This window comes from Streptomyces radiopugnans, assembly GCF_900110735.1.
GTDB classification, from domain to species: domain Bacteria; phylum Actinomycetota; class Actinomycetes; order Streptomycetales; family Streptomycetaceae; genus Streptomyces; species Streptomyces radiopugnans.
On the sequence record NZ_FOET01000005.1, the window covers coordinates 138,955 to 159,933 of the forward strand.

21 protein-coding genes are annotated in these 20,979 nt (G+C 73.6%); 5 read left to right on the plus strand and 16 right to left on the minus strand.

Annotation, left to right across the window (positions count from 1 at the left end):
- Positions 1 to 10: 10 nt before the first annotated feature.
- The 6 genes from BMY40_RS12935 to BMY40_RS12960 form a co-directional block, all read right to left on the minus strand.
- Positions 11 to 1,018, minus strand: coding sequence for a zinc-binding dehydrogenase (locus BMY40_RS12935; protein ID WP_093658863.1), 1,008 nt, complete (start codon positions 1,016 to 1,018; stop codon positions 11 to 13).
- Positions 1,019 to 1,148: 130 nt separating this feature from the next.
- Positions 1,149 to 1,646, minus strand: a complete 498-nt coding sequence (locus BMY40_RS12940; RefSeq protein ID WP_093658865.1) for a hypothetical protein — start codon at positions 1,644 to 1,646, stop codon at positions 1,149 to 1,151.
- 48 nt (positions 1,647 to 1,694) lie between these two features.
- Positions 1,695 to 1,862 (minus strand): hypothetical protein, encoded by a 168-nt coding sequence (locus tag BMY40_RS12945; protein ID WP_177213987.1) that lies wholly within the window; start codon positions 1,860 to 1,862, stop codon positions 1,695 to 1,697.
- A gap of 279 nt (positions 1,863 to 2,141) precedes the next feature.
- Complete coding sequence (locus tag BMY40_RS12950) at positions 2,142 to 2,444, minus strand: XRE family transcriptional regulator (RefSeq protein WP_093658867.1); 303 nt, start codon at positions 2,442 to 2,444, stop codon at positions 2,142 to 2,144.
- 41 nt (positions 2,445 to 2,485) lie between these two features.
- Positions 2,486 to 2,863, minus strand: a complete 378-nt coding sequence (locus BMY40_RS12955) for a type II toxin-antitoxin system RelE/ParE family toxin (protein ID WP_093658869.1) — start codon at positions 2,861 to 2,863, stop codon at positions 2,486 to 2,488.
- Between the two features lie 107 nt (positions 2,864 to 2,970).
- Positions 2,971 to 3,546, minus strand: coding sequence for a TerD family protein (locus BMY40_RS12960; protein WP_093658871.1), 576 nt, complete (start codon positions 3,544 to 3,546; stop codon positions 2,971 to 2,973).
- Between the two features lie 189 nt (positions 3,547 to 3,735).
- Here BMY40_RS12960 and arfB point away from each other — a divergent pair, with 189 nt between their 5' ends.
- Positions 3,736 to 4,173: an alternative ribosome rescue aminoacyl-tRNA hydrolase ArfB gene (gene arfB / locus BMY40_RS12965; RefSeq protein ID WP_093659181.1), complete on the plus strand. Its 438-nt coding sequence runs from the start codon at positions 3,736 to 3,738 to the stop codon at positions 4,171 to 4,173.
- Between the two features lie 31 nt (positions 4,174 to 4,204).
- Here the strand turns inward: arfB and BMY40_RS12970 are convergent, their stop codons facing one another.
- From BMY40_RS12970 to BMY40_RS12980, 3 genes are all read right to left on the minus strand, one after another.
- On the minus strand, positions 4,205 to 5,377 hold the full coding sequence (locus BMY40_RS12970) for a S8 family serine peptidase (protein WP_177213988.1): 1,173 nt from the start codon (positions 5,375 to 5,377) through the stop codon (positions 4,205 to 4,207).
- 1,393 nt (positions 5,378 to 6,770) lie between these two features.
- A complete protein-coding gene (locus tag BMY40_RS12975) occupies positions 6,771 to 7,229 on the minus strand; it encodes a hypothetical protein (RefSeq protein ID WP_218158280.1) in 459 nt (152 codons plus the stop codon).
- A gap of 126 nt (positions 7,230 to 7,355) precedes the next feature.
- Complete coding sequence (locus BMY40_RS12980; RefSeq protein WP_093658877.1) at positions 7,356 to 7,919, minus strand: flavin reductase family protein; 564 nt, start codon at positions 7,917 to 7,919, stop codon at positions 7,356 to 7,358.
- A 338-nt stretch (positions 7,920 to 8,257) separates the two neighbouring features.
- Here BMY40_RS12980 and cdgB point away from each other — a divergent pair, with 338 nt between their 5' ends.
- Positions 8,258 to 9,958, plus strand: a complete 1,701-nt coding sequence (gene cdgB, locus BMY40_RS12985; RefSeq protein WP_093658879.1) for a diguanylate cyclase CdgB — start codon at positions 8,258 to 8,260, stop codon at positions 9,956 to 9,958.
- 127 nt (positions 9,959 to 10,085) lie between these two features.
- Positions 10,086 to 11,063, plus strand: coding sequence for a carbohydrate-binding protein (locus tag BMY40_RS12990; RefSeq protein WP_093658881.1), 978 nt, complete (start codon positions 10,086 to 10,088; stop codon positions 11,061 to 11,063).
- Between the two features lie 39 nt (positions 11,064 to 11,102).
- Here BMY40_RS12990 and BMY40_RS12995 read toward each other — a convergent pair whose 3' ends face one another.
- The 6 genes from BMY40_RS12995 to BMY40_RS13020 form a co-directional block, all read right to left on the minus strand.
- A complete protein-coding gene (locus BMY40_RS12995) occupies positions 11,103 to 11,975 on the minus strand; it encodes a class II fructose-bisphosphate aldolase (protein WP_093658883.1) in 873 nt (290 codons plus the stop codon).
- 130 nt (positions 11,976 to 12,105) lie between these two features.
- The gene (locus BMY40_RS13000) at positions 12,106 to 13,044 is read right to left on the minus strand and encodes a 1-phosphofructokinase family hexose kinase (protein WP_093658885.1); all 939 of its coding nucleotides are present in this window, start codon (positions 13,042 to 13,044) and stop codon (positions 12,106 to 12,108) included.
- Positions 13,045 to 13,203: 159 nt separating this feature from the next.
- Positions 13,204 to 14,529 carry an N-acetylglucosamine-6-phosphate deacetylase gene (gene nagA / locus BMY40_RS13005; protein WP_093658887.1) on the minus strand — a complete coding sequence of 442 codons (1,326 nt, stop codon included), beginning with the start codon at positions 14,527 to 14,529 and terminating at the stop codon, positions 13,204 to 13,206.
- Entirely contained in the window at positions 14,526 to 15,482 is a 957-nt protein-coding gene (locus BMY40_RS13010; protein WP_245770053.1) for an ROK family protein, read from the minus strand. The genes nagA and BMY40_RS13010 overlap by 4 nt, the downstream gene beginning before the upstream one ends.
- Positions 15,483 to 15,692: 210 nt before the next feature.
- Positions 15,693 to 16,712, minus strand: coding sequence for a DUF5954 family protein (locus BMY40_RS13015; RefSeq protein ID WP_093658891.1), 1,020 nt, complete (start codon positions 16,710 to 16,712; stop codon positions 15,693 to 15,695).
- A gap of 171 nt (positions 16,713 to 16,883) precedes the next feature.
- A complete protein-coding gene (locus BMY40_RS13020) occupies positions 16,884 to 17,834 on the minus strand; it encodes an SIS domain-containing protein (RefSeq protein ID WP_093658893.1) in 951 nt (316 codons plus the stop codon).
- Between the two features lie 214 nt (positions 17,835 to 18,048).
- Between BMY40_RS13020 and BMY40_RS13025 the strand changes: the two genes are divergently transcribed.
- Together BMY40_RS13025 and otsB are read left to right on the plus strand one after the other, a co-directional pair.
- On the plus strand, positions 18,049 to 18,315 hold the full coding sequence (locus tag BMY40_RS13025; RefSeq protein ID WP_093658895.1) for a DUF3263 domain-containing protein: 267 nt from the start codon (positions 18,049 to 18,051) through the stop codon (positions 18,313 to 18,315).
- Between the two features lie 103 nt (positions 18,316 to 18,418).
- Positions 18,419 to 19,282, plus strand: coding sequence for a trehalose-phosphatase (otsB, locus tag BMY40_RS13030; protein ID WP_093658897.1), 864 nt, complete (start codon positions 18,419 to 18,421; stop codon positions 19,280 to 19,282).
- Between the two features lie 111 nt (positions 19,283 to 19,393).
- Here otsB and BMY40_RS13035 read toward each other — a convergent pair whose 3' ends face one another.
- Positions 19,394 to 20,866, minus strand: a complete 1,473-nt coding sequence (locus BMY40_RS13035; protein ID WP_093658899.1) for an alpha,alpha-trehalose-phosphate synthase (UDP-forming) — start codon at positions 20,864 to 20,866, stop codon at positions 19,394 to 19,396.
- Positions 20,867 to 20,979 lie beyond the last annotated feature (113 nt).

Here is a 20,979-nt window from a genome sequence, read left to right on the forward strand (position 1 = left end):
CCGCGGCCGGTCAGGGGACGAGGGCGACCTTGCCCAGCGTGGCGCGGGTCTCCAGCGCGCGGTGGGCGCGGGCGGCCTGGGCTAGCGGAAAGTGGTGGACGGGCGGGACGAGGACGCCCGCGGCGGCCAGCGTCACGGCCTCCTCCTCCAGCACCCGGATGTTCCCCATGCCGCCGACGCGGTCGAACATCGGCTTGCCCAGCACCGAGAGCGAGGTGACCCCCAGCTCCCGCTGCTCCTCCTCGCTCAGCACGGTCTGTCCCTCGGGTGAGAAGCCGGTCGAGGCGTAGCCGTACGAGAGGTGGGAGCCGCCAGGGGCGAGGAGGGCGGTGGCGCTGCGGCCGAGAGCGCCGCCGACGCCTTCGAAGAGGTACGTGGCGGGCCGGTCCCCGAACTTCTCCCGGATCCGCTCGGCCCAGTCGCCCCGGGTGTAGTCCACCGCCAGGTCCGCGCCCAGTTCCTCCACCGTCCGTACCTTCTCCGGCCCGCCCGCCGCGCCGACGACGGTGGCGCCCCTGTGCCGGGCGTACTGGACGAGGAGCGAGCCGATGCCTCCGGCGGCGGCCAGGACCAGCACCGTGTCGGCGGAGGAGAGCTCGGCGAAGCGGAGGATGCCCATGGCGGTACGGCCGGTGCCGACCAGGGCGACGGCGTGGTCCTCGCTCAGGCTGCCGGGCAGCGGATGCAGCCGCTCGGTACCGGTGACGGCCAGCTCGGCGTACCCGCCGGGCGCCATGCCCAGGTGGGTGGCGACGCGGCGGCCCAGCCACGCCGGATCGACGCCCTCGCCCAGCGCGTCCACGGTGCCGGCGACCTCCCGTCCGGGGATGGTCGGCAGTTCGGCGGGTGTGGGCACCGGGCCGAGCCGCAACCCCTCGCGCAGGGCGGTGTCGACCAGGTGCACCCCGGCCGCCGCGACGGCGATCCGCACCTGGCCGGGGCCGGGCTCGGGGTCCGGGACCCGCTCGTAGCGGAGGTTCTCGGCGGGGCCGAAGGCGTGCAGACGTACGGCGTGCATGGTCTCTCCCCGTGGCTGTGGTGGATGGTCACCGCCGGTCCGGCGGCCGCCGGACCGGCGGTGACCACTCTCCAATCTCAAGTGGGCTTGAGGTCAAGGCGGTTGGGGAGGGGTCCTTGGGGCGGCGGGTTCACACCCTGGGGAAGCGGGCCTGGAGGTCCCAGACCACTGGGTTGTCGCCCAGCCCCTCGTGGATGTCGGTGAGGTCGGCGATCAGGTCGTGCAGGAAGTCGCGGGCCTCGCGGCGCAGCTCACCGTGGTTGACCGTCAGCGGCGGCTCGTCGGCGGGCAGCCAGTCCGCGGTGACGTCCACCCAGCCGAAGCGGCGGGCGAAGTGGAGGCTGTCGGCCGACTCCACGAAGTCCAGCTCGGCGTACTGCGGCTTCGAGGCGCGGCTGCCGAGCGGGTCTCGGTCGAGGCGCTCGGCGATGTCGCACAGCGCCCAGGCGAAGTCGAGCACCGGCACGGTGCCGCGCGCGGTGGACAGCTCCCGGTCCGTCTCGGTGTCCGCGAGGTAGACATCGCCGCAGAACAGGTCGTGCCGCAGCGCCCGTACGTCCGCCGAGCGGTAGTCGGTCTGCGGCGGGTCGGGGAAACGGCGGGAGAGGGAGTAGCCGATGTCGAGCACGGAAGCGATGGTGGCACGGCGGGGCGCGCGTACGCCCGCCGGGCTGGGCTACTCCTCGTCGTCGCCGGGGCCGGTCTCCCCGGGTTTTCGCTCGACGACGAACGATCCCTTGCCGACGACTACGAGTGTCTGCACGATGCCCTGCTCGGTCAGCAGCACCGACGCCTTCCTGGTGGCGCCTCGGGCGGTGCCCAACTCCTGCACCAGCCGATCCACACCCGGCACCGCCCGGCGCGGCGGGTGGCCGCCGCTTCGCCCCGCCCGACGCTCCGCAGTGGCTCGTGGACGAGCTCCGCACCCCGGAGGCGGGCGAGGAGCACCGCTCGGTGGCGTGCCGCCTGGGGCAGCACCGCACCTGCCGCGACGGAGAGGAGACCGAGCCGCCCTGCGAGGGCGTGACCACGCTGCGCTGCTCCTGCCCCTGCCACGCACGGGAGCCGTGGAACGCGGAGGGCGCCCGGCACCGCACGCGGTGCCGGGCGCCCTCGCGAGGCGTCAGGCAATCCGTACCTGCGTGTCGCCGAAATCGGCGACCAGCTCCAGATGTCCGCCCAGGGCCTCCACATACGAGCGGAGAGTCGCGATCTCGGTCGCGTCGATCTCACCGTTCTCGATCTGCGACACCCGGGGCTGGCGCACCCCCATCGCGGCCGCCACGTCGGCCTGGCGAAGCGCGCGCTCCTTCCGGATCTGTGCGAGGCGGTAGGCGCGGGCCTCCGACGCCATGGCCCGGCGGCGTTCGGCGACGCGGGTCTCGTCGGTGACGATCCCGGGCCGGACGTCCTTCCAACTCTTCATGGCATCCCCTTGAGATGTGGTGTCGCTCCGTACACCGGGCGTCAGTCGTCGGCTCTCCGCGTGCCGAGCTTTTCCAGATGCTGTGCGTAGCGCTTCTCCGCGACTTTGAGGTTGTCCTTGTACCACTGGGTCCACTGCCCGGACTTGTCGCCCGCGACGAGCAGGACGGCCTGCTGGATCGGGTCGAACACGAACAGGATGCGGTACTCGGCGCCGGCGGAGGTGCGAGGGCGAAGCTCCTTCATGTTGTGGTACGCCGACCCCTTGATGCGATCGACGAAGGGCCTGCCGAGGGTCGGGCCGTGCTCTTCCAGAAGGTCGATCGCGGCAACCACGTCATCGGCCTCGGCGGGACTCGTCTCCGCTAACTCCAGGAGCCACAGCTCCACCTCCTCCACCAGGAGGACCTCCCAGCTCACACCTGAATTATGCCTTCAGGCTTATATGTGGGCAACTCCCCGAGGAAACGCGGAGGGCGCCCGGCACCGCACGCGGTGCCGGGCGCCCTCGCGAGGCGTCGAACTGGTCAGACGTTGACGCCGAAGTCCTTGGCGATGCCGGCCAGGCCCGAGGCGTAGCCCTGGCCGACCGCGCGGAACTTCCACTCCGCGCCGTGGCGGTACAGCTCGCCGAAGACCATGGCGGTCTCGGTGGCGGCGTCCTCGCTCAGGTCGTAGCGGGCGATCTCGGAGCCGCCGGCCTGGTTGAGGATGCGGATGTAGGCGTTGCGCACCTGGCCGAAGTTCTGGCTGCGGCTCTCGGCGTCGTAGATGGAGACCGGGAAGACGATCTTGTCGATGTCGGCGGGCAGCGCCGCGAGGTTGACGTTGATCTGCTCGTCGTCGCCCTCGCCCTCGCCGGTGCGGTTGTCACCGGTGTGGACGATCGCCTGGTCCGGGGTGGCCTTGTTGTTGAAGAAGACGAAGTGCTGGTCCGAGTAGACCTGGCCGCCCGCGTTGACCGCGATGGCGCTGGCGTCGAGGTCGAAGTCGGTGCCGGTGGTCGTACGGACGTCCCAGCCGAGGCCGACCGTCACGGCGGTCAGGCCGGGGGCCTCCTTGGTGAGCGAGACGTTGCCGCCCTTGGACAGGCTTACAGCCATGGGGATGCCCTTCTGTGGTGTTTCCGTGCTGGCCCTTACTGGTCCATTTCCTACCCTCTCCAACGCCGACGGTGGGGGACCGGGTTCCATGTTTCTTTGCTTTCTTCACCCTCCCCGCCGAGGTGGCGGGCGGGAGGGGAGCCGGAGGGCGGGGAAAACGCCGTGACGGCGGGCCCGGAGGGCGGGATCATGGGAGCCATGTCCGGGCCCTACCTCATCCGCGGCTCGGTCTCCCTGCCGGAGGCCGAGCTGACCTGGCGTTTCTCCCGCTCGTCCGGGCCCGGCGGCCAGCACGTCAACACCAGCGACAGCCGGGTCGAGCTCCGCTTCGACCTCGCGCGCACCGAGGCACTGCCCGAGGTGTGGAAGGAACGGGCACTGGAGCGACTGGCCGGACGGCTGGTGGACGGAGTCCTGGTCGTACGGGCCGCCGAGCACCGCTCCCAGTGGCGCAACCGCGAGACCGCGGCCGTACGCATGGCCTCGCTGCTGGCGGAGGCGACCGCGCCGCCGCCGCGCCCGCGCAAGAAGGGCAAGGTTCCGCGCGGAATCAACGAGCGGCGGCTGCGGAACAAGAAGCACCGCTCCGACGTCAAGCGCGGCCGTTCCGGCCGCGACTGGGGGTAGGCCGAACGGATCGGCCCACCCCCCTTGCCCCTCAGTACCGGGGCTGTGCCTGTGCCCGGCGCCGGAAGGCGACGGCGGTGACGACCGCGGCGACGGCGACGAGTGCCGCGGCTCCGATGCCGATGGCCGTCCAGGGCGGTCCGCCGCCGTCGGTTTCCCCTTGCGCGACTGCCTGCTCGCTGTCCTTGCCGGGCTTGGCGGTGGGCGGTCCCTCGTTCCCGCCCTTGCCGTCCTCGGGGGAGGGGGACTTGGAGGCCTCGAGGGACGCGTAGTACTTGGAGAAGATCGGGCTCACATCCGCCGGCCCGGGGTCGCCGTCACCGTCGACCAGGACCTGTGCGGGTCTGACGATGCCGTGCCCGAGGTACATGCTGGGCTCCTCGCCCCGCTGCGACATCCCCGTCGTCTCGATCATCACGCGCAGGACCTGGTGGTGCGTCCAGTCGGGGTGCTCGGCCCAGATGAGGGCGGCGGAGGCGGAAGCGATCGCGGACGCCACACTTGTACCGCCGGGATCGCCGGGAGCGGAGAGAACCAGGTGGGGGCCGTAGTTGGAGAAGTCGGCCACCGTCCCTTTCTTGTCTACCGCTCCTACTGGCACGACGCCTGGAAGTACAGCGGGGTAGTCCCGCGTTTCCACCCGACGGCCGTCATTCCCTGAGGCAACGAAGATCAGCTTGCCGCGCTCGTTGGCTTCGTCAATCGCGTCTTGCATCTCGGCAAGGGTCTCATCGTCCAGGTTGGAGACACCCTGCGAGATATTGATGATCTTGGCATCGCTCCGAGCCGCATATCGGATCGCGTTGACGAGTGTCTTGTCCCAACTGGTGACGAAGTCCGCTTTGGTGTGTGTCCGCACGGGAAGGATCTTCGCTTCGGGAGCGAGACCGCGGAGGCTGTTCCCTGCCCCGGAGCCGGCGATCAACGCGGCCATGTCCGTCCCATGGCCGCTTATGTCTTCGTGAGGCTCGGGAGCTTTCGAAGCGAAGCTTTTCCCCGGCAGCAACCTGCCCTCCAAACCGCGGATCGGCTTCACCCCGGAGTCGACCACGGCGACCGTCACGCCTTCGCCCTTGCTGACCTTCCACAGCCCTGAGGCGTTCATGGCGTCGAGGTACCACTGCTGGTCCGGCCTGATACTCGCGAAGGCAGGGGGTGCGAACAGACCCAGAGACATGAGCATGGCCGTGAACAGACCGGCCAAGGTCAGTGCTCGCCTCTGTGGGGGTAGGGCATGGGATCGCATGGGACAGTGCACTTCCTCGGAGTTAGTCGATGACCGGCGGCACCACGTCCCGCCGCCCTGCCCAGGTCTCCTCGTCCTCGGCAAGGTAGTCGGGACGGTCCTGCCCACGCCGTCGGTTCTCCGACGGCGAATTCGTGCCGACCGGCCGCCCCGCCATGCCCGGGGTGGTGTTTCCCCTGACAAGTCCGGTGCCGCCTGGTGTGAAACTCGCGCCTCTGAAGCCACTTCCCGTACGGGACGCTCCCGCCGGACTACCCGGTGATGGAGCGAAGGGACGCCCGGGAGGCACGCTCCTGCCCGCTGGGGCCCCGCCTCCTGCGGCACCCGGGTAGCCGCCCATGGGACGGCCCGCGTGAGCACGGTCACCGGCGACAGTTCCGCGTGGAGTTCCGGCCCCGGGCGCGGGGTTGCCCGCATGGCGGGGCGTGCCGCCCATGATGCCGTCCTTCACCGGGCCTCGTGGCGAAACGCTGCCTCCGCCAGTGCCAACCGACGGTCGGCCGCTGCTGGGGGCACGACCCGTCTGCCGAGTCGGTCCAGTGGTCGGCATCGGAGCCACCGGCGGAGGAGAGGACGGGCCGGCAGACTGCTGAGGAGGCACAGGCACTGCGGTCTGTGGCCGCTGCTCGGCAACAGGGAGAGGGATTACGGAGTCGAGTTTCGTGTTCGTAGAACGTTCGAATACGGGAGCGGAAGGGTCAGTGACAGGGAAAGAGCGTACTTCCGGCCCTTCTCTGACAGAGATGCTCCTATCGAAAGCGGTACCCGAGTCGCGGTAAGTCGCCGACGCCTTAGCCCCTCCGCTTGGTGCTGCGGCCGACGTACCCGGGCCGGATTGCCTTTCCTCCCTGGCATCAGGCAGCGGCTTGAAGTCCGGTTCCTCCGCCGCGCGGAGACTCTCCCCGGTCGTCCTGTAGTACGACGACAGCCGGTTGAGCTGGTTGATCGCCTCCTGGCGCTTGCTCTCCTCGCGCTCCTGGCGGGCCTTGTCCTTCTCCGGGTCGGCGTAGCACATCGACTCGGGCTCGGGGATGGCGGCCTTGGCCTCGGTCAGGGCCTGGCCCGCGTTCACCATGTGCTGCCCGAGCGTGCGGACGTAGGCGGCGAACCGCATGGACTCCAGGGCGAACTGGCGCCCCCACTCGCGGAAGGCGTCGCCGCCCTCGCCGTCCCACTCCACGCGGTCGATGTAGGTACGCAGTTCGCTGCCGATGCCGTCCATGTCGGAGCCGGCCTTGCCGAGGGCCTGGCCGCGAGAGGTGAGCAGACCGGGGTCGGCCTTCGCGACCATCGCGTTGAGCGCGGCGAGTGACTTGCCCTCGAACTCTCCTGTGGCCATTCCTGCCCCCCTTTACTCGAAGTCCGTGTCCGCGTCGAGGCCCTTCTTGGTGCCTTCGGAGGAGGAGTCCCGGCCGCTCTCGGAGTCGCCCCGCCTGCTTGCCGCCCAGTGCTCGTCCACCTGCGTCTGGATGGCCTGGAAGCGCTGCCGCTGGTCCGCCTCGACGTTGCCGTAGCCCTTGTCCACGATCTCGGTGGCGATGCCCAGCGCCTCCAACTGCTCGCCGAACAGCCGGGAGAGCGTTTCCAGGCGCGTGTGCACCTTGTCATAGAGGGCTGACAGATCCTCCGCCGCGCTGAAGCCCGTGCCGTACGCGTCCGGGGTGACGGTCTGTTCGCCGATCTGCTTGTGGGACGCCGGGGACTTCCCCAACTCGGCCAGGAGCTCGTCGATGCGGCCCTTGAAGGCGGTCAGCGTTTCGGCCCGGTAGTCCAGGCCCTTGCCGCCGCCGAAGTCACGCTCGCCCGTCACGCCGTGCCCCCGTCCCCCGATTAGTCGCCACGCTGTGCCAAGGTCGTGCCGCGTCAGTGTAGTCAGCGCACGGCCCGGCCCGTCGGGGCCTGTGGACGGCGGGCGCGCTTTCCGGCCGGGTGGCCGCTATGCCAGGTGGCGGTAGCGCCCGCGGAAGTACGTCAGGGGCCCGCCCTCCGAGGACGGCAGCGAGGTGGCCAGCACCCGGCCGATCACCAGTGTGTGGTCGCCCGCGCCCACCCGCTGCTCGGTACGGCACTCCACCGTCGCCAGCGCGCCGTCGACCAGGGGCGCGCCGGAGGCCTCGCCGCGGGTGCAGGGCATGTCCTGGAAGAGCAGTCGGTCGCTGACGCGGCCGCGCATGGAGAAGCGGCCCGCGATGTGGCGCTGGCCCTCCGCGAGGAGCGAGGCGGCCCACAGCGGCTGCCGTTCCAGCAGCTCGTCCATCCGGGAGCCCTCGCGCACGCTGACCAGTACCAGCGGCGGGTCCAGGGAGACGGAGAGGAAGGAGGTCGCGGTCATGCCCGCGTCCTCGCCGCGCGGCCCGTCCTCCGGGTCGTGCGCCGTCACCAGTACCACGCCTGCGGCCAGCCGTGCCAGGGCTGCGCGGAACTCCTCCTCGCCCACCCCCTCAGGATGCGGGACACCGGAGGTGCGGCGCGAGGTCGAAGTAGGGGCGTTCCGGGACATCTGCTGCTGCGGTGTCGAGTGCACACCTCGCACGCTAGACGCTGCTCCGGGGGTCCGCATCGGCCCCGGGGACCAGGTCGGACCTAGGTACATGGGCTGAACGATCCGCAGGTCAGAGCCGGAATTTGCGTTCGGTACGGTTGTGGTCCGGGCAGGAGCGCTCCCACGCGGCGCGGTCGCGCGCCCACACTCGGTTGTGACATGAGTCACACACAGGGTCAATTGTTGACCCTGTGTACCGGCTGGACAGCTCGCTGTGATTCAGTGGCTTGAAGACAGGAGAAAGTCCAAAACCGGATCATCTGGAGTCACTCACTCGAGTCTCAGGGGGAGGGCGGATGGAAGCCGAGTCGGAGCCGTACGTGCGCCTCGCCACCCTGCGCAGGCTCCACCAGTCCATGGCGGACCTCAACACCGCGCGCAGCCTGGCGGACACCCTGCAGACCGTCGCCGACGGCATCGTGAACGGCCTCGACTTCGAACTGGCCGCGGTCAACCTCGTCAAGCCCGACGGGGACCTCGTGGTGGCGGCCGTCGCAGGCAGCGAGGGCGCCGAGGCGATGATGGCGGGCCGCACGGGCTCGCGGGCGGCCTGGGAGCGGCGGCTGGCGCTGGGGGAGCGCTGGGGCGAGCTGCGCTTCATCCCGTACACCGAGGCGTGGGTCCTGACGGACGACGACGTGCCGCAGTGGCACACCGCCGGGCCGGCGCCGCGGTATCCCGACGAGTGGCACCCCATGGACCTCCTGATGGCGCCGATGCACTCCTCCGACGGAGAGCTCCTCGGCGTCATCTCCGTCGACAAGCCGCGCAACGGGCGGCGCCCGGGCGCATGGGGGCGCGAAGCGCTGCAGATGTACGCCTTCCAGGCGGGGATTGCGATCAGCAACGCCCGGCTGCGCGCAAACATGCAGCGCGCGCTGGTCCGCCTGGAGCGCGAGCAGCAGGCGCTGCGGGCGAGCGAGGAGAGCTTCCGGCAGGCGTTCGAGTACGCGCCCAGCGGCATGGCGATCACCGAGCTGGGCGGCGACCAGCACGGACGGCTGGTGCGCACCAACGACGCGCTGTGCCGGCTGCTGGGCCGGCCGGCGGCGGCGCTGCGGCGCTACAGCTTCTCCGACCTCGTCCACCCCGAGGACCTGACCACCCTGCTGCGCACCTCCGCCGAGGGCGGCCGGGCCGAGCTGCGGCTGGCGCGGCGCGACGGCTCCTACCTGTGGGTCTCCCTGCGCAACTCGGTGGTGGCCGACGCCACCGACGGCCCGCGCTTCCTGCTCACCCACGTCGAGGACATCGAGGAGCGCAAGCGCCACGAGCTCCAGCTCGCCCACCGCGCCAGCCACGACTCGCTCACCGGCCTGCCCAACAGCGCCGAGCTGCGGGCCCGGCTCAGCGCCCGGCTGTGCGACAAGCCCGCTCCGGTGCCCGACGCCGCGCAGATGGGCCCGGGGGGCGCCGGCGGCGCCGTCGACGGCGGTTTCGGACCCGAGGGCCTCGGTGGCGGTCCCGGCGGCGGGTTCGGCCTCGACGGCTTCGGCCCGGACGGTTACCGGGACTGCTTCGGGGGAGTCTTCCCGGAGCCGGCCGGCGGCTACGACCACCACGTCCACACCGTCCCGCCCGTGAGCGACGACCCGTCCGAGAAGGGGCTGGCCGTCCTCTTCTGCGACCTCGACGGCTTCAAGTCGATCAACGACCGCTTCGGCCACCACTGCGGCGACGCCGTGCTGATCGAGGTGGCGAGACGCCTTTCGAGTGGTGTTCGCGACAATGACACCGTCGCCCGGCTGGGTGGTGACGAATTCGTCGTCCTGGCGGACGGGCTGTGCCGCGGTGATGCCGCTGACCTGGCCGTACGGCTGCGCAACGCGATCATTCCGCCCATCCGCGTGGAGGGGCGCGCGGTGCGGGTGGGGGCGAGCTTCGGCATCAGCTGGGCGGGGTGCGGCATGTCCGCCGAGGAGGTCCTGCACTCCGCCGACCAGCGGATGTACGTCGAGAAGCGGTCGCGGTCCAAGGCCCACCGCAGGGCCGGATGAGGTCCCGCCCGGCCCGGCGCCGGGGGCAGGGCCGGGCGGGGGTGCGAGAGGTCACAGGCGCCGCGTTCTTTAACCCGAAAGAGGTAGGCTGCGCCGGGCAGGCACCCGTCATGGAGGAGCGCACGGAATGACCGCCGGTAACAACGGCTCGGGCACGCCGGAGAACGACGACCCGTTCGCCTACCTCTACCGCTCCGAGGGCGGTACGGGCGGCGGCGGGGGCGCCGCGGCGTCGCAGCCGGGAGTGCCTCGCACCTCGTACAACCAGGTCCGCGCCGTGGGCGAGCGCCGCTACGGCGGGCAGCAGGGCCAGCAGCAGGGACCGCCGCGCCAGCACCAGCAGCAGGCGCACCAGTCCAGCGCGCACTACGCGGCCCCCGAGACCGTGCCCGGCGGCCGTGCCGCCGCGCGGCGCGAGGCCGCCGCGGCGGGTCCGGCCGGCCGGGGGCGCGGCCGCAACCACAACGGCCTGCTGGTCGGCGCGCTGGCGGTCGTCGCCGCGGTGGTCCTCGGCGTGGGCGCCGCGATCTTCTTCAGTGACGGCGACGACGCGAACGCGGACCAGACCGGCGGTGTCCAGGCCGCCACGGCCGGAGCCGGCGACGGTGGCGGGGACGACGGGGACGACGGGGACAAGGGCTCCGACAAGAACAAGAACAAGGAGAAGGAGCCGGGCGCCCTCCCCTCGGAGGACGCGGCCAGCCTCCAGCTCGGCGGCGGAGCGACCACGGACAAGGCCGTCCAGGGAGCCCAGTCCAGGAGCGGCGCGTACGTCACCGGTCTCGACAAGCCCGGGTCCTCGGCGACCTGGACCTTCGAGGTCCCCGAGGACGGCAAGTACACGCTGTTCGTCGGCTACGGGGTGCCGGGCAAGGACGCGAACTCCACGCTCGCCGTCAACGGCACGCCCCGCAAGGATCCGCTGAACATGAAGAACTTCGCGGGCGCGGGCGAGGGCGAGTGGGAGAAGGGCTGGACGCGCACCTTCGCCTGGGTCGATCTGAACAAAGGCTCCAACACCGTCAGCATCTCCTGCGAGGAGGGCAACCAGTGCGGGTTCGTCCTCGACCGGGTCTGGCTCAAGGAGGGTCACGTCCGCGGCTGACGCCGCCGCGACAGGGGCCGGCGGCGAGGCGCAGGCCCGTCAGCCGCCGACCACCTTCAGGAAGGCCGCCACCGCCTGAGCCATCGCCTCCCGCGCCGGGAGCAGGTACCTGCGCGGATCGACGGTCCGCGCGTCCTGCGCGAGGAAGGCGCGGACGGCCCCGGTGAAGGCGGTGTTCAGTGCCGTCCCCACGTTGATCTTCGTCATTCCGGCCGCGACCGCCCGCCGCAGTTCCCCGTCCGGCACCCCGGAGGAGCCGTGCAGCACCAGCGGCACGGGCACGGCCTCGCGCAGCTCGCCGATCAGGGCGTGGTCGAGGACGGCGGTGCGCTCGGTCATGGCGTGGGAGCTGCCGACCGCGACGGCCAGGGCGTCCACACCGGTGGCGGCCACATACGCCGCGGCCTCGGCGGGATCGGTCCGCACACCGGGGGCGTGCGCGTCGAGCGTTCCGCGCCCCTCCTCCGGCTCCCCGTCGCCGGGCTTGCCGCCGACCCGGCCCAGCTCGGCCTCCACCCACATCCCGTGCGCGTGGCCGAACCGCACGGCCTCCGCCGTGGCCGCCACATTGCGGCCGTAGGGCAGCTTCGAGGCGTCGAACATCACCGAGCCGAACCCGGCCTCCGGCGCGGCGCGCAGCAGCTCGGGGCTCTCCACGTGGTCCAGGTGCAGCGCCAGCGGCGCGCCGGAGGCCCGCGCCACGGCCGCCGCGGCGGCGGCGACGGGGGCGAGCCGGCCGCCGTGGAAGCGCACGGCGTTCTCGGAGATCTGGAGGATGGCGGGCAGGCCGGCGGCCTCCGCGCCGGCGGCGATCGCCTCGGCGTGCTCCAGGGTGATGACGTTGAACGCGGCGACGCCGCGGCCGGACGCGTGCGCGTCCGCCACGAGTTCCCCGCTGCCGACCAGTGGCATGCCCGCCCTCCTCCGTACCCGTCTTTCGTGCCCGTCTTCCCCGCCCGCCGCCGTACCGCCGCCGTACCGCCGCCGTCCCGCCGCCGTCCCGCGACTCCCGTCGCCGCCCGCCGGGCCGCCGGACGGGCCGTCAGACGGCCGCCATCTGCCGGTCGATCCGCACCCCGGGCAGCAGCTCCTCGTACAGCACCCGGTCGAACTCGCCCGCCGCCTCGGCCCGTACGGTCGCCGCCGACAGGGCGGCGGCGCGGGCCAGCCGGTCCGGCCAGGGCAGGCCCTCCACGAGTCCGGACAGCAGCGCGGCCACCACCGAGTCCCCCGCCCCAGTCGGGTTGCCCGCCAGCCGCCGGGGCGGCTCGACGCGCCAGACGCCCTCCGGGGTGAGGGCCAGCAGGCCGTCCTCGCCCAGCGAGGCGACCACGGAGTGCGCCCCGCGCCGCCGCGTCAGCCGCGCGGCCCGCAGCGGCTCGGTGGTGCCCGTTATCCCGGCCAGTTCCCGGGAGTTGGGCTTGACGACGTCCGGCCGGGCGGCCAGCCCGCGCAGCAGCGGCTCCCCTTCGGTGTCCAGCAGCACGGGCACGCCCGCGGTTCGCGCGGCGCGCACCAGCGCCCCGTACGCCCCCACGGGCACCCCGGGCGGCAGGCTGCCGCACAGGGCCACGGCGGTGGCGTCGTGCAGCAGCCCGCCGTAGAAGTCCAGGAAGCGCTCCCACTCGGCGGGGGCTATCTGCGGGCCGGGCTCGTTGAGCACGGTGGCGTCGCCGGACGCCTCGTCCACGACCGTGACGGTGCGGCGGGTGTCCCCGCCGACGGCGACGAACGCGTCCCCGACCGGGCCCTCCTCCGTCACCTCCGACAGCAGCGCCCGCAGCCGGTCGCCGTTCGGGCCGCCGGTGAAGCCGGTCACCAGCGTCTCGTGGCCCAGCGCGCCCAGGACCCGCGCCACGTTCAGGCCCTTGCCGCCCGGGCGCTCGGCGACCTCCCGGACCCGGTGGGAGGCGCGGGGCTCCAGGCGGGGGACGCGGTAGGTGATGTCCAAAGCCGCGTTGAGCGTGACGGTCAGGATCATCCGGTACTCCGCCTCCCACCGGCGAGTGTGAACGTTCGGCATACCCACGGCGGCGCGGGGCCGCCGACCGTGCGAGTGATCATGCCAAAGCGGAGGCGGTCGGCCCAGAGGGCGGAGACACCCGCCTCCGCTCGATGTGGGAACGAGACCGGAACGCAATCAGCCCGTCGCGCCGCCGCGTACAACCCCGGCGGCCCCGGCGGTGTCCGGGAGGGCCGGGGGCACCAGCCACTCGCCCCGGCGCATGACGCCCGCGACCCGGTAGCCGTCGTCCAGCACCACCAGGTCGGCGTCCTTGCCGGGCTCGATCGACCCCACCCGGTCGGCGACCCCCAGCAGCCGCGCCGGGTTGAGCGCCAGGGCCCGCACCGCGTCCTCGATGCGCAGGCCGTCCACCGTCACCGCGCGCCGCAGCGCCTCGTCCAGGGTGAGCGTGGACCCCGCGATCGAGCCGCCCTCCACCAGCCGGGCGACGCCGTCGGTGACGCGCACCTTCAGCGGGCCGAGCGGATAGAGGCCGTCGCCCATCCCGGCCGCGCCCATGGCGTCGGTGACGAGGGCGACCCGGCCGGCGCCGGCGCGTGCGAAGGCCAGCTCCAGGACGGCGGGGTGCAGATGGACGCCGTCGTTGATCAGCTCGACGGTGACCCGCTCGTCCTCCAGCAGCGCCGCCACCGGGCCGGGGGCGCGGTGCAGCAGCGCGGGCATCGCGTTGAACAGGTGCGTGGCGACCGTCGCGCCCGCCCCGATGGCCTCCAGCACGGCCTCGTACGAGGCGTCGGTGTGGCCGACGGCCGCGATCACCCCGCTGTCGGCCAGCAGCCGCACCGACTCCAGACCGCCGGGCAGCTCAGGAGCGAGCGTCACCATCCGCGCCGCGCCGCGCGCTGCCTCCACCAGCGCGCGCACATCGGCCGGGTCGGGATCGCGCAGCAGGCCGGGATCGTGGGCGCCGCAGCGGCTGCGGGCGATGAACGGCCCCTCGAAGTGGATGCCCGCCAGGTCGCCCTGCTCCACCAGCTCCGACAGTACGGCCGCCTGCCGGGCGAGTTCGTCCAGACCGCCGGTGACGGTGGAGGCCACCATCGTCGTGGTGCCGTGCGCGCGGTGGGTGGCGATCGCCCGCAGCGCCTCCTCGGCCGAACCCGCGGAGAAGGACGCCCCGCCGCCGCCGTGGACGTGCATGTCGACGAAGCCGGGCACCACCCAGTGGCCGGCCAGGTCGAGCGTGCCCGCCTCCCCGGGGACGTCGGCGGCGATGCGCGAGCCCTCCACCGTCACCCTGCCGTCCTCGGCCACGCCGTCCGGCAGCACCACCCTGGCGCCCGTCAGCACGGTGCGCCGCGCACCGCCCGGCCGCGCACCGCCCGGCCGCGCCCCGCCCGGCCGCGTCCTCGCCGGCCGGGCGCTCGCCGCCGGTGCTTCCGCCGTCCGCGCCCCCGTCGTCTGCGCCCCCGTCGTCTGCGCCGTCTTCGGACCGGTCATAGGCTCGCAACCTCCGCGGAGAGTAGGTCCCAGGCGAGGAGCCCCGCGCCCAGGCACCCGGCGGCGTCCCCCAGGGCCGCCGGAACGATCGTGGGGACGTGCTGGAAGGTGACCTTGGCGCGTACGGCCTCGCGCAGCGGCGCGAGAAGCGTCTCGCCCGCCTCCGCGAGCCCGCCGCCGACGATCAGCACCCGCGGATCCAGCAGGGTGATCGCGGTGACCAGGCCCTCGGCGAGGGCGTCGACCGCGTCGTGCCAGACGGCCGCGGCCCGCGGGTCGCCGGCCTCCACCGCCCGGGCGGCGCCGGCCGCCGTCGCCTCCGGATCACCGCACGCCTCGGCCCAGGCCCGGCCCACGGCGGCGGCGGAGGCGAACAGCTCCAGGCAGCCGCGCCGCCCGCAGCCGCACTCGGGCCCGCCGGGCCGTACGGTGATGTGGCCGATCTCGCCCGCGCCGCCGTGCGCTCCCGGCTCCACCCGGCCGTCGATCCCGACGGCCCCCGCGATACCGGTGCCCAGCGCCGTGAACAGGAAGCGGTCCACGCCCGCCCCCGCCCCGATCCGCCCCTCGGCCAGCCCGCCGGTGCGCACGTCGTGCCCGAGGGCGACGGGCACCCCGCCCAGCCGTTCGGCCAGCAGGTCGCGCAGGGGGAGGTCCCGCCAGCCGAGGTTGGCGGAGTAGACGGCCGTCCCCGTCGCGCCGTCGACGATCCCGGGCACGGCGATCCCCGCGGCCACCGGCTCGGCGCCGTACCGCACGACCCCGGCCTCCCGCAGCTCGGCGGCGAAGGCGAGCACGTTCTCCACCACGGCGTCCGGCCCGCCCTCCCGCCCGGTGGGCCGCCGCGCCTGGTGCAGCAGCGTGCGGCCGGCCCCGACGAGGGCGGCCTTCAGCCCGGTGCCGCCCACGTCGAGGGCGACGACATACGCGGTTTCGTCATGCCGAGGAGTCACGGGGACAGTCTCACCTGTCACCCGCGAAAGGTCTAGTCCACTCCTCGGTCTGTGCCGTGCCCGGGGCCGGGTCCCAGAGCAGGACCGCTTCGGGAACCGGGCCGGCCGGCTGGACCCGCGGCCACCGGAAGACCGAGAACCAACTCCACCATGGGCGGGCCCGGCCATCGGTCGGCACCCGGCCGAGTGCCGACCGACGACTTCGAGGGATCAGTCGCGGACGATGTTCCCGAACTCGTCCATCACCGGGTGGAGCCGCATCGGCGGTTCCGGGTCCCAGTCCGAGGGGCGGGACGTCTCGGGCCCGCCGGGGCCGACGCGGATCAGCCGCTCGACGCGGACGATCCGGAAGCAGCGGCCGCGCACCCGCAGCTCGTTGCCGCGCGGGGTGGTGGTCAGGTACTCCTCGGCCGCCCGCGCGTCCTCCTCGGCCTCGTCCGGGGGAACGTCGTAGAGCATGGGCCGGATCTCCTTCAGGTGGTTCACCATCGACCGCCGGGCGTCGTGCGGGGTGGGCAGGGAGACGCAGACCGGTTCCCAGGAGTCCTCCTTCTCCTCGGCGAAGGCGAAGGCGGCGGGCAGGAGCACCACGCCGGGGTGGGTCTGGAGGGCGCGCAGGGAGTCCGCGCGCACCTCCTCCGGATAGCGCGCGGCCCGGTAGGCCAGCGACAGCAGCTCGACCCGCTGGATGCCCGTCATGAAACCGACGGCGGCGGCGTGGTCGATGACGAAGCCCTTCGTGCGCGAGACCGACCGGTCGCCCAGACCCCAGGAGAGCGGCCCGGGGGGCTCGGGATCGGTTGGGCGGGGCGGCTCGAGCCCGTCGGGGCCGATGCGGGCGAACTCGTCGCCGCGCACGACGCGGTAGCGGGTGTCGCCCACCGAGACCTCGTCCACCGGCTCGGTCTCCAGCCGGGCGACGGCGGCCAGCAGCCGGCGGCGCAGCGTCCGGTCCTCGGTGTCGTCCCGGGCCATGAACCACAGGTACGAGTTGAGGCCGTCCCGGGCGTGCTGGGGGAAGCCGCTGTCCATGTCGCTCAGCAGCCGCCAGCGGGGCCCGTCCTCGGGCCGCTGCTCGGCGAAGCCGAAGACGGGCCCCCGGATCACGACATGCGGGTAGCGCACCGACGCCTCGGCGGTGTCCTGCTCGGTGACCCGGGAGACGGGGTCGTCCTGGGCCTGCACGCGGATGGTCAGGTGGTCGGGTGAATTCTCGCGGTGTTCATCCATGCGCCCACTGTGTTCGCGGCGCCCCGCCGCGTCAGCCGGTTCCGGGGATTTCCGCACGTACAGTTCCCGGTTGTACGAGGGCTGTACGGGCCGTACGAGAGGTACGGACCGGGCGGCCGTACGGACGGGCGGCCGTACGGCCCGGCGGGGGGAGGGGCGCCGGCGGGCGCGTCAGCCCAGGACCACGCTGCGCGTGAGGTTGCGCGGCCGGTCCGGGTCCGCGCCGGAGGCCTCCGCCAGGGCGACCGCCAGGCGCTGGGCCCGGATCAGGTCGGCCATCGGGTCCAGCGCCCGCTCGCCCGTTCCCGGGCAGTCCGAGTCCGCGAGCAGTGCCCCGCCCACCCGCGCGATGTCGCCGGAGAGCCCCTCCGGCAGGGAGCCCAGCAGCCAGACGGCACGGCCCGGGCGGGCGATCGCGATGGGGCCGTGGCGGTACTCCATCGCCGGGTACGCCTCCGTCCAGGCACCGGCCGCCTCGCGCATCTTCAGGGCCGCCTCCAGCGCCAGGCCGTACGTCCAGCCGCGACCCAGGAACGTCCACTGCTCGGCGCCCAGCGCGGCCGGGGGCAGCGGCTGGACGACGGCCAGCTCCGCGTCGACCGCCGCCTGCTCGACCGGCTTCACCCCGGCCGGCAGCGCGCCGTGCCGCTCCAGGCCCGCGCGCAGCAGGGCCAGCGCCGTCGTGGCGAAGCGGGTCTGGACGACCGACTCCTCGTCGGCCCAGTCCAGGACGGCGGTGTGGTCGGCGGCCTCCATCACGGGCGTGGCGGGGTCGGCGGTCAGGGCGGTGGTCGGCACGCGGCCCCGCAGGTGGGCCAGGAGGCCGAGCACCTCGGAGGTGGTGCCGGAGCGGGTGATCGCCACCACGCGGTCGTACGCGCGCCCGGCCGGGAACTCCGAGGCCGCGAAGGCGTCCGTCTCGCCCTGCCCGGCGGCCTCGCGCAGCGCCGCGTAGGACTGGGCCATGAACCACGAGGTGCCGCAGCCGGTCACCGCCACCCGCTCGCCCGGGCGCGGCAGCGCCCCGGCGGACCCGGACTCCACCGCCCTCGCCGCCCGCCGCCAGCAGCCGGGCTGGGTGGCGATCTCGGCGGCGGTGCGGGACTGCTCTGCGGCGGACATGCGGGGGCTCCTCGTGACGGGGGCGTGGGTGTGGGTGTGGGGGTGGACGGGGGAGCGGTGCGGCCGGCGGTGGAATCAGGTGGGCGGGTACACGCACGTGGATAGCAGCCCCGACCTGGGAGAGTGAAGCACCGTTGTCGAAGCGATACGCGATGGGGCGCGGACCGTCCGGCCGCCGGGATGCGGTGTCCGAGCGCGGCAGTAGGTTGGAGGGGTGAGCACCGGCAGCGAGCAGCCGAGCGGCGGCAACGGCACCGGCGGCCTGTCCGAGGAGGACGAGGCCGTGCTCGCCGTCGAGCGCCGCGGCTGGCCGAACCCCGGTGCCAAGGAGCGTGCGATACGCGAGCGCCTCGGCATGTCCCCCACGCGCTACTACCAGGTGCTCAACGCCCTGCTCGACGACCCGCGCGCCCTGGCCCGCGACCCGGTCACGGTCAACCGGCTCCGCCGCCGCCGCGACGAGCGGCGCGGGCTGCGGTAGGAGCGCGGCCCGCGCCGGTGGTGCGGACCGTGACGGGTGACACGGCCGTGGCGGGCCGTCGCCGGGAGCGGTGAGGAGACGGCCGGTGGGTATGGTCCCAGGCATGGGCAGCCACTCCTCACACACCTTCCCGGAGCAACTCCCCGTACCGACCACCCCCGCCGGACGCGACGGGCTGGCCGCACTGCTGGCCGACCCCGGGCGGGCCGTGGTCGCCCTCGACTTCGACGGGACGATCGCCCCGATCGTCCCCGACCCCGACAGCGCCCGCGCCCACCCGGAGGCGGTGCCCGTCCTCAGCCGGCTGGCGCCGCTGCTGCGGGCCGTCGCCATCGTCACCGGGCGCCCGGCCGGGACGGCCGCGCGCTACGGCGGCTTCGCCGGGGCACCGGGCCTGGAGCGTCTGGTGGTGCTCGGCGCGTACGGCGCGGAGCGCTGGGACGCCGCCACGGGCGAGACCCGCACCCCGCCGCCCCACCCCGGTGTGGAGGCCGTACGCGCCGAACTGCCCGGTCTGCTGGAGAAGGCCGGGGCGCCGCAGGGCGTCCGGACCGAGGACAAGGGCCGCGCGCTGGCCGTGCACACCCGCCGGGCCGCCGATCCGCAGGGTGCCTTCGAGTTGCTGCGCGAACCCCTGGCGGACCTGGCCGGGCGGCACGGGCTGGCCGTGGAGCCCGGCCGGCTGGTGCTGGAACTGCGGCCCCCGGGCATGGACAAGGGCATGGCCCTGTCGGAGTTCCTCCGCGAGACGGGTGCCGCCTCGGTCCTCTACGGCGGCGACGACCTGGGCGATCTGGCCGCCTACGACGCGGTGGACCGGCTGCGCGGCGAGGGCGTGCCCGGGGTGCTGCTGTGCAGCGGCAGCGACGAGGTCACCGCACTGGCCGAACGGGCGGATCTGGTCGTGGACGGCCCCGCCGGGGTGGTGGGCCTGCTGGGCGCGCTGGCGGACGCGCTGGGGGCCTGACGGCCCGGTGGCCTCCGCACGGGGTGCCGCGTGGAGTGCCGCGTGGGGCGGCCGCGGGCGCAGGCCCGTTGGCCGCCCCACGCGTACGAGGGTCCGGCAGGCGGCCGGCGGTCAGCCGCGAAGCGCGTTCAGCTGGTCCAGGAACCACTTCGTGGGCGGCAGGGCCGTGGCCGCCGCGGCCAGGCGCTTGGTGCGCTCGGCACGCTCGCCCGCGTCCATCGTCAGCGCCCGGTGCAGGGCGTCCGCCGTCGCGCCGATGTCGTAGGGGTTGACGGTGATGGCGTCCTCGGCCAGTTCGGCGAAGGCGCCCGCCTCGCGGGAGAGGACCAGCGCGCAGCCGCCGTCGGAGAGCACCGGGATCTCCTTGGCCACCAGGTTCATGCCGTCCCGGATCGGGTTGACCAGGGCGACGTCGGCCAGCCGGTAGGCCGCCAGGGAGCGCGCGAAGTCGTCCTTGAGGTGCAGCTCGACCGGTGTCCAGTCGCCCTCGCCGTACTCCGCGTTGATCTCGGCGGCGACACGGGCGACCTCGTCGGTGTACTCGCGGTAGACCGCCAGGTCCTGCCGGGAGGGGTAGGCGAAGGCGACGTGCACGACCCGGCCGCGCCACTCGGGGCGGTCCGCCAGCAGCCGCCGGTAGGCGAGCAGGCCGCGGACGATGTTCTTGGACAGCTCGGTGCGGTCCACGCGCACGATCGCCCTGCGCGGCTCGCCGTCGGGCCCGCGGCCGATCTGCTCGCGCAGCAGCGCGATGCGGTCCTCCACGTCCGGCCGCCGGGAGCGTTCGCGCAGGAAGTCGGCGTCGGCGCCCAGCCCGTGGACGCCTATGCGCGTCCGGCGGCCCTCGTGGGTGACGATCATCTCGTCGCCGCCGTCGGCCACGGCGACCTCCGCGCCCAGCAGCCTCACGCAGCAGTCGGTGAAGGCGTTGGCCCAGCGCTGGGTGAGGAAGGCGGCCCGGTCGGCGCCCAGGATGCCGCGCAGCACCTCGGCGGCCACCCCGCCGTCCGGGTCGTCCGGCAGCATCCGGAAGTAGTCCGGCGGCGCCCAAGGGGTGTGCGAGAAGTGGCCGATGCGCAGGTCTGGCCGCCGCTCGCGCAGCATGGCCGGGACGAGGGTGAGGTGGTAGTCCTGCACGAGGACGGCCGCGCCCTCGGCGGCCTCCCGGGCCAGCGCGTCGGCGAACGCCGCGTTGTACGCCTCGTAGGAGCGCCACTGCCGTTCGAAGTCCGCGTCGAAGACGGGCTCCGTCGGGGTCTGGTAGAGCATGTGGTGGACGAACCACAGCACGGAGTTGGCGATGCCGTTGTAGGCGTCCGCGAAGACGTCGGGCGCGATGTCGAGCATCCGCACCTGCTGGCCGCCGGTGTCCGCCGGGTCCAGCTCGCCGCCGGTGCGGCGCACCGCCTCGCGGTCGCCCTCGCCCAGCGCCGCGCAGACCCACACCGCGTCGCCCTTGACGGCCGACAGGCCGGATACCAGCCCGCCGCCGCCGCGTTTGACGGTCAGCTCGCCCCCTTCGCCGAGCGTGTGGGAGACGGGACCGCGGTTGGAGGCGACGAGTACCTGGTGCCGAGTGACCATGAGCGGAACCTAGCCGCTGTCCGTACCGCTCAAACGTACGGTTCTCGTCACACGGGGGCCGGACGGGCCGGGACGGGCCCGCCGGAGCGCACGGGGCGGTGGGGGAGGGGCGG

What these genes read in the sequence shown, in the direction of transcription:
- BMY40_RS12935 (WP_093658863.1), bottom strand. Translation starts at nt 1,018, where the DNA reads ATGCACGCCGTACGTCTGCACGCCTTCGGCCCCGCCGAGAACCTCCGC.
- BMY40_RS12950 (WP_093658867.1), bottom strand. Translation starts at nt 2,444, where the DNA reads ATGAAGAGTTGGAAGGACGTCCGGCCCGGGATCGTCACCGACGAGACC.
- BMY40_RS12960 (WP_093658871.1), bottom strand. Translation starts at nt 3,546, where the DNA reads ATGGCTGTAAGCCTGTCCAAGGGCGGCAACGTCTCGCTCACCAAGGAG.
- arfB (WP_093659181.1), top strand. Translation starts at nt 3,736, where the DNA reads ATGGGAGCCATGTCCGGGCCCTACCTCATCCGCGGCTCGGTCTCCCTG.
- BMY40_RS12980 (WP_093658877.1), bottom strand. Translation starts at nt 7,919, where the DNA reads ATGTCCCGGAACGCCCCTACTTCGACCTCGCGCCGCACCTCCGGTGTC.
- cdgB (WP_093658879.1), top strand. Translation starts at nt 8,258, where the DNA reads ATGGAAGCCGAGTCGGAGCCGTACGTGCGCCTCGCCACCCTGCGCAGG.
- BMY40_RS12990 (WP_093658881.1), top strand. Translation starts at nt 10,086, where the DNA reads ATGACCGCCGGTAACAACGGCTCGGGCACGCCGGAGAACGACGACCCG.
- BMY40_RS12995 (WP_093658883.1), bottom strand. Translation starts at nt 11,975, where the DNA reads ATGCCACTGGTCGGCAGCGGGGAACTCGTGGCGGACGCGCACGCGTCC.
- BMY40_RS13000 (WP_093658885.1), bottom strand. Translation starts at nt 13,044, where the DNA reads ATGATCCTGACCGTCACGCTCAACGCGGCTTTGGACATCACCTACCGC.
- nagA (WP_093658887.1), bottom strand. Translation starts at nt 14,529, where the DNA reads ATGACCGGTCCGAAGACGGCGCAGACGACGGGGGCGCAGACGACGGGG.
- BMY40_RS13015 (WP_093658891.1), bottom strand. Translation starts at nt 16,712, where the DNA reads ATGGATGAACACCGCGAGAATTCACCCGACCACCTGACCATCCGCGTG.
- BMY40_RS13020 (WP_093658893.1), bottom strand. Translation starts at nt 17,834, where the DNA reads ATGTCCGCCGCAGAGCAGTCCCGCACCGCCGCCGAGATCGCCACCCAG.
- otsB (WP_093658897.1), top strand. Translation starts at nt 18,419, where the DNA reads ATGGGCAGCCACTCCTCACACACCTTCCCGGAGCAACTCCCCGTACCG.
- BMY40_RS13035 (WP_093658899.1), bottom strand. Translation starts at nt 20,866, where the DNA reads ATGGTCACTCGGCACCAGGTACTCGTCGCCTCCAACCGCGGTCCCGTC.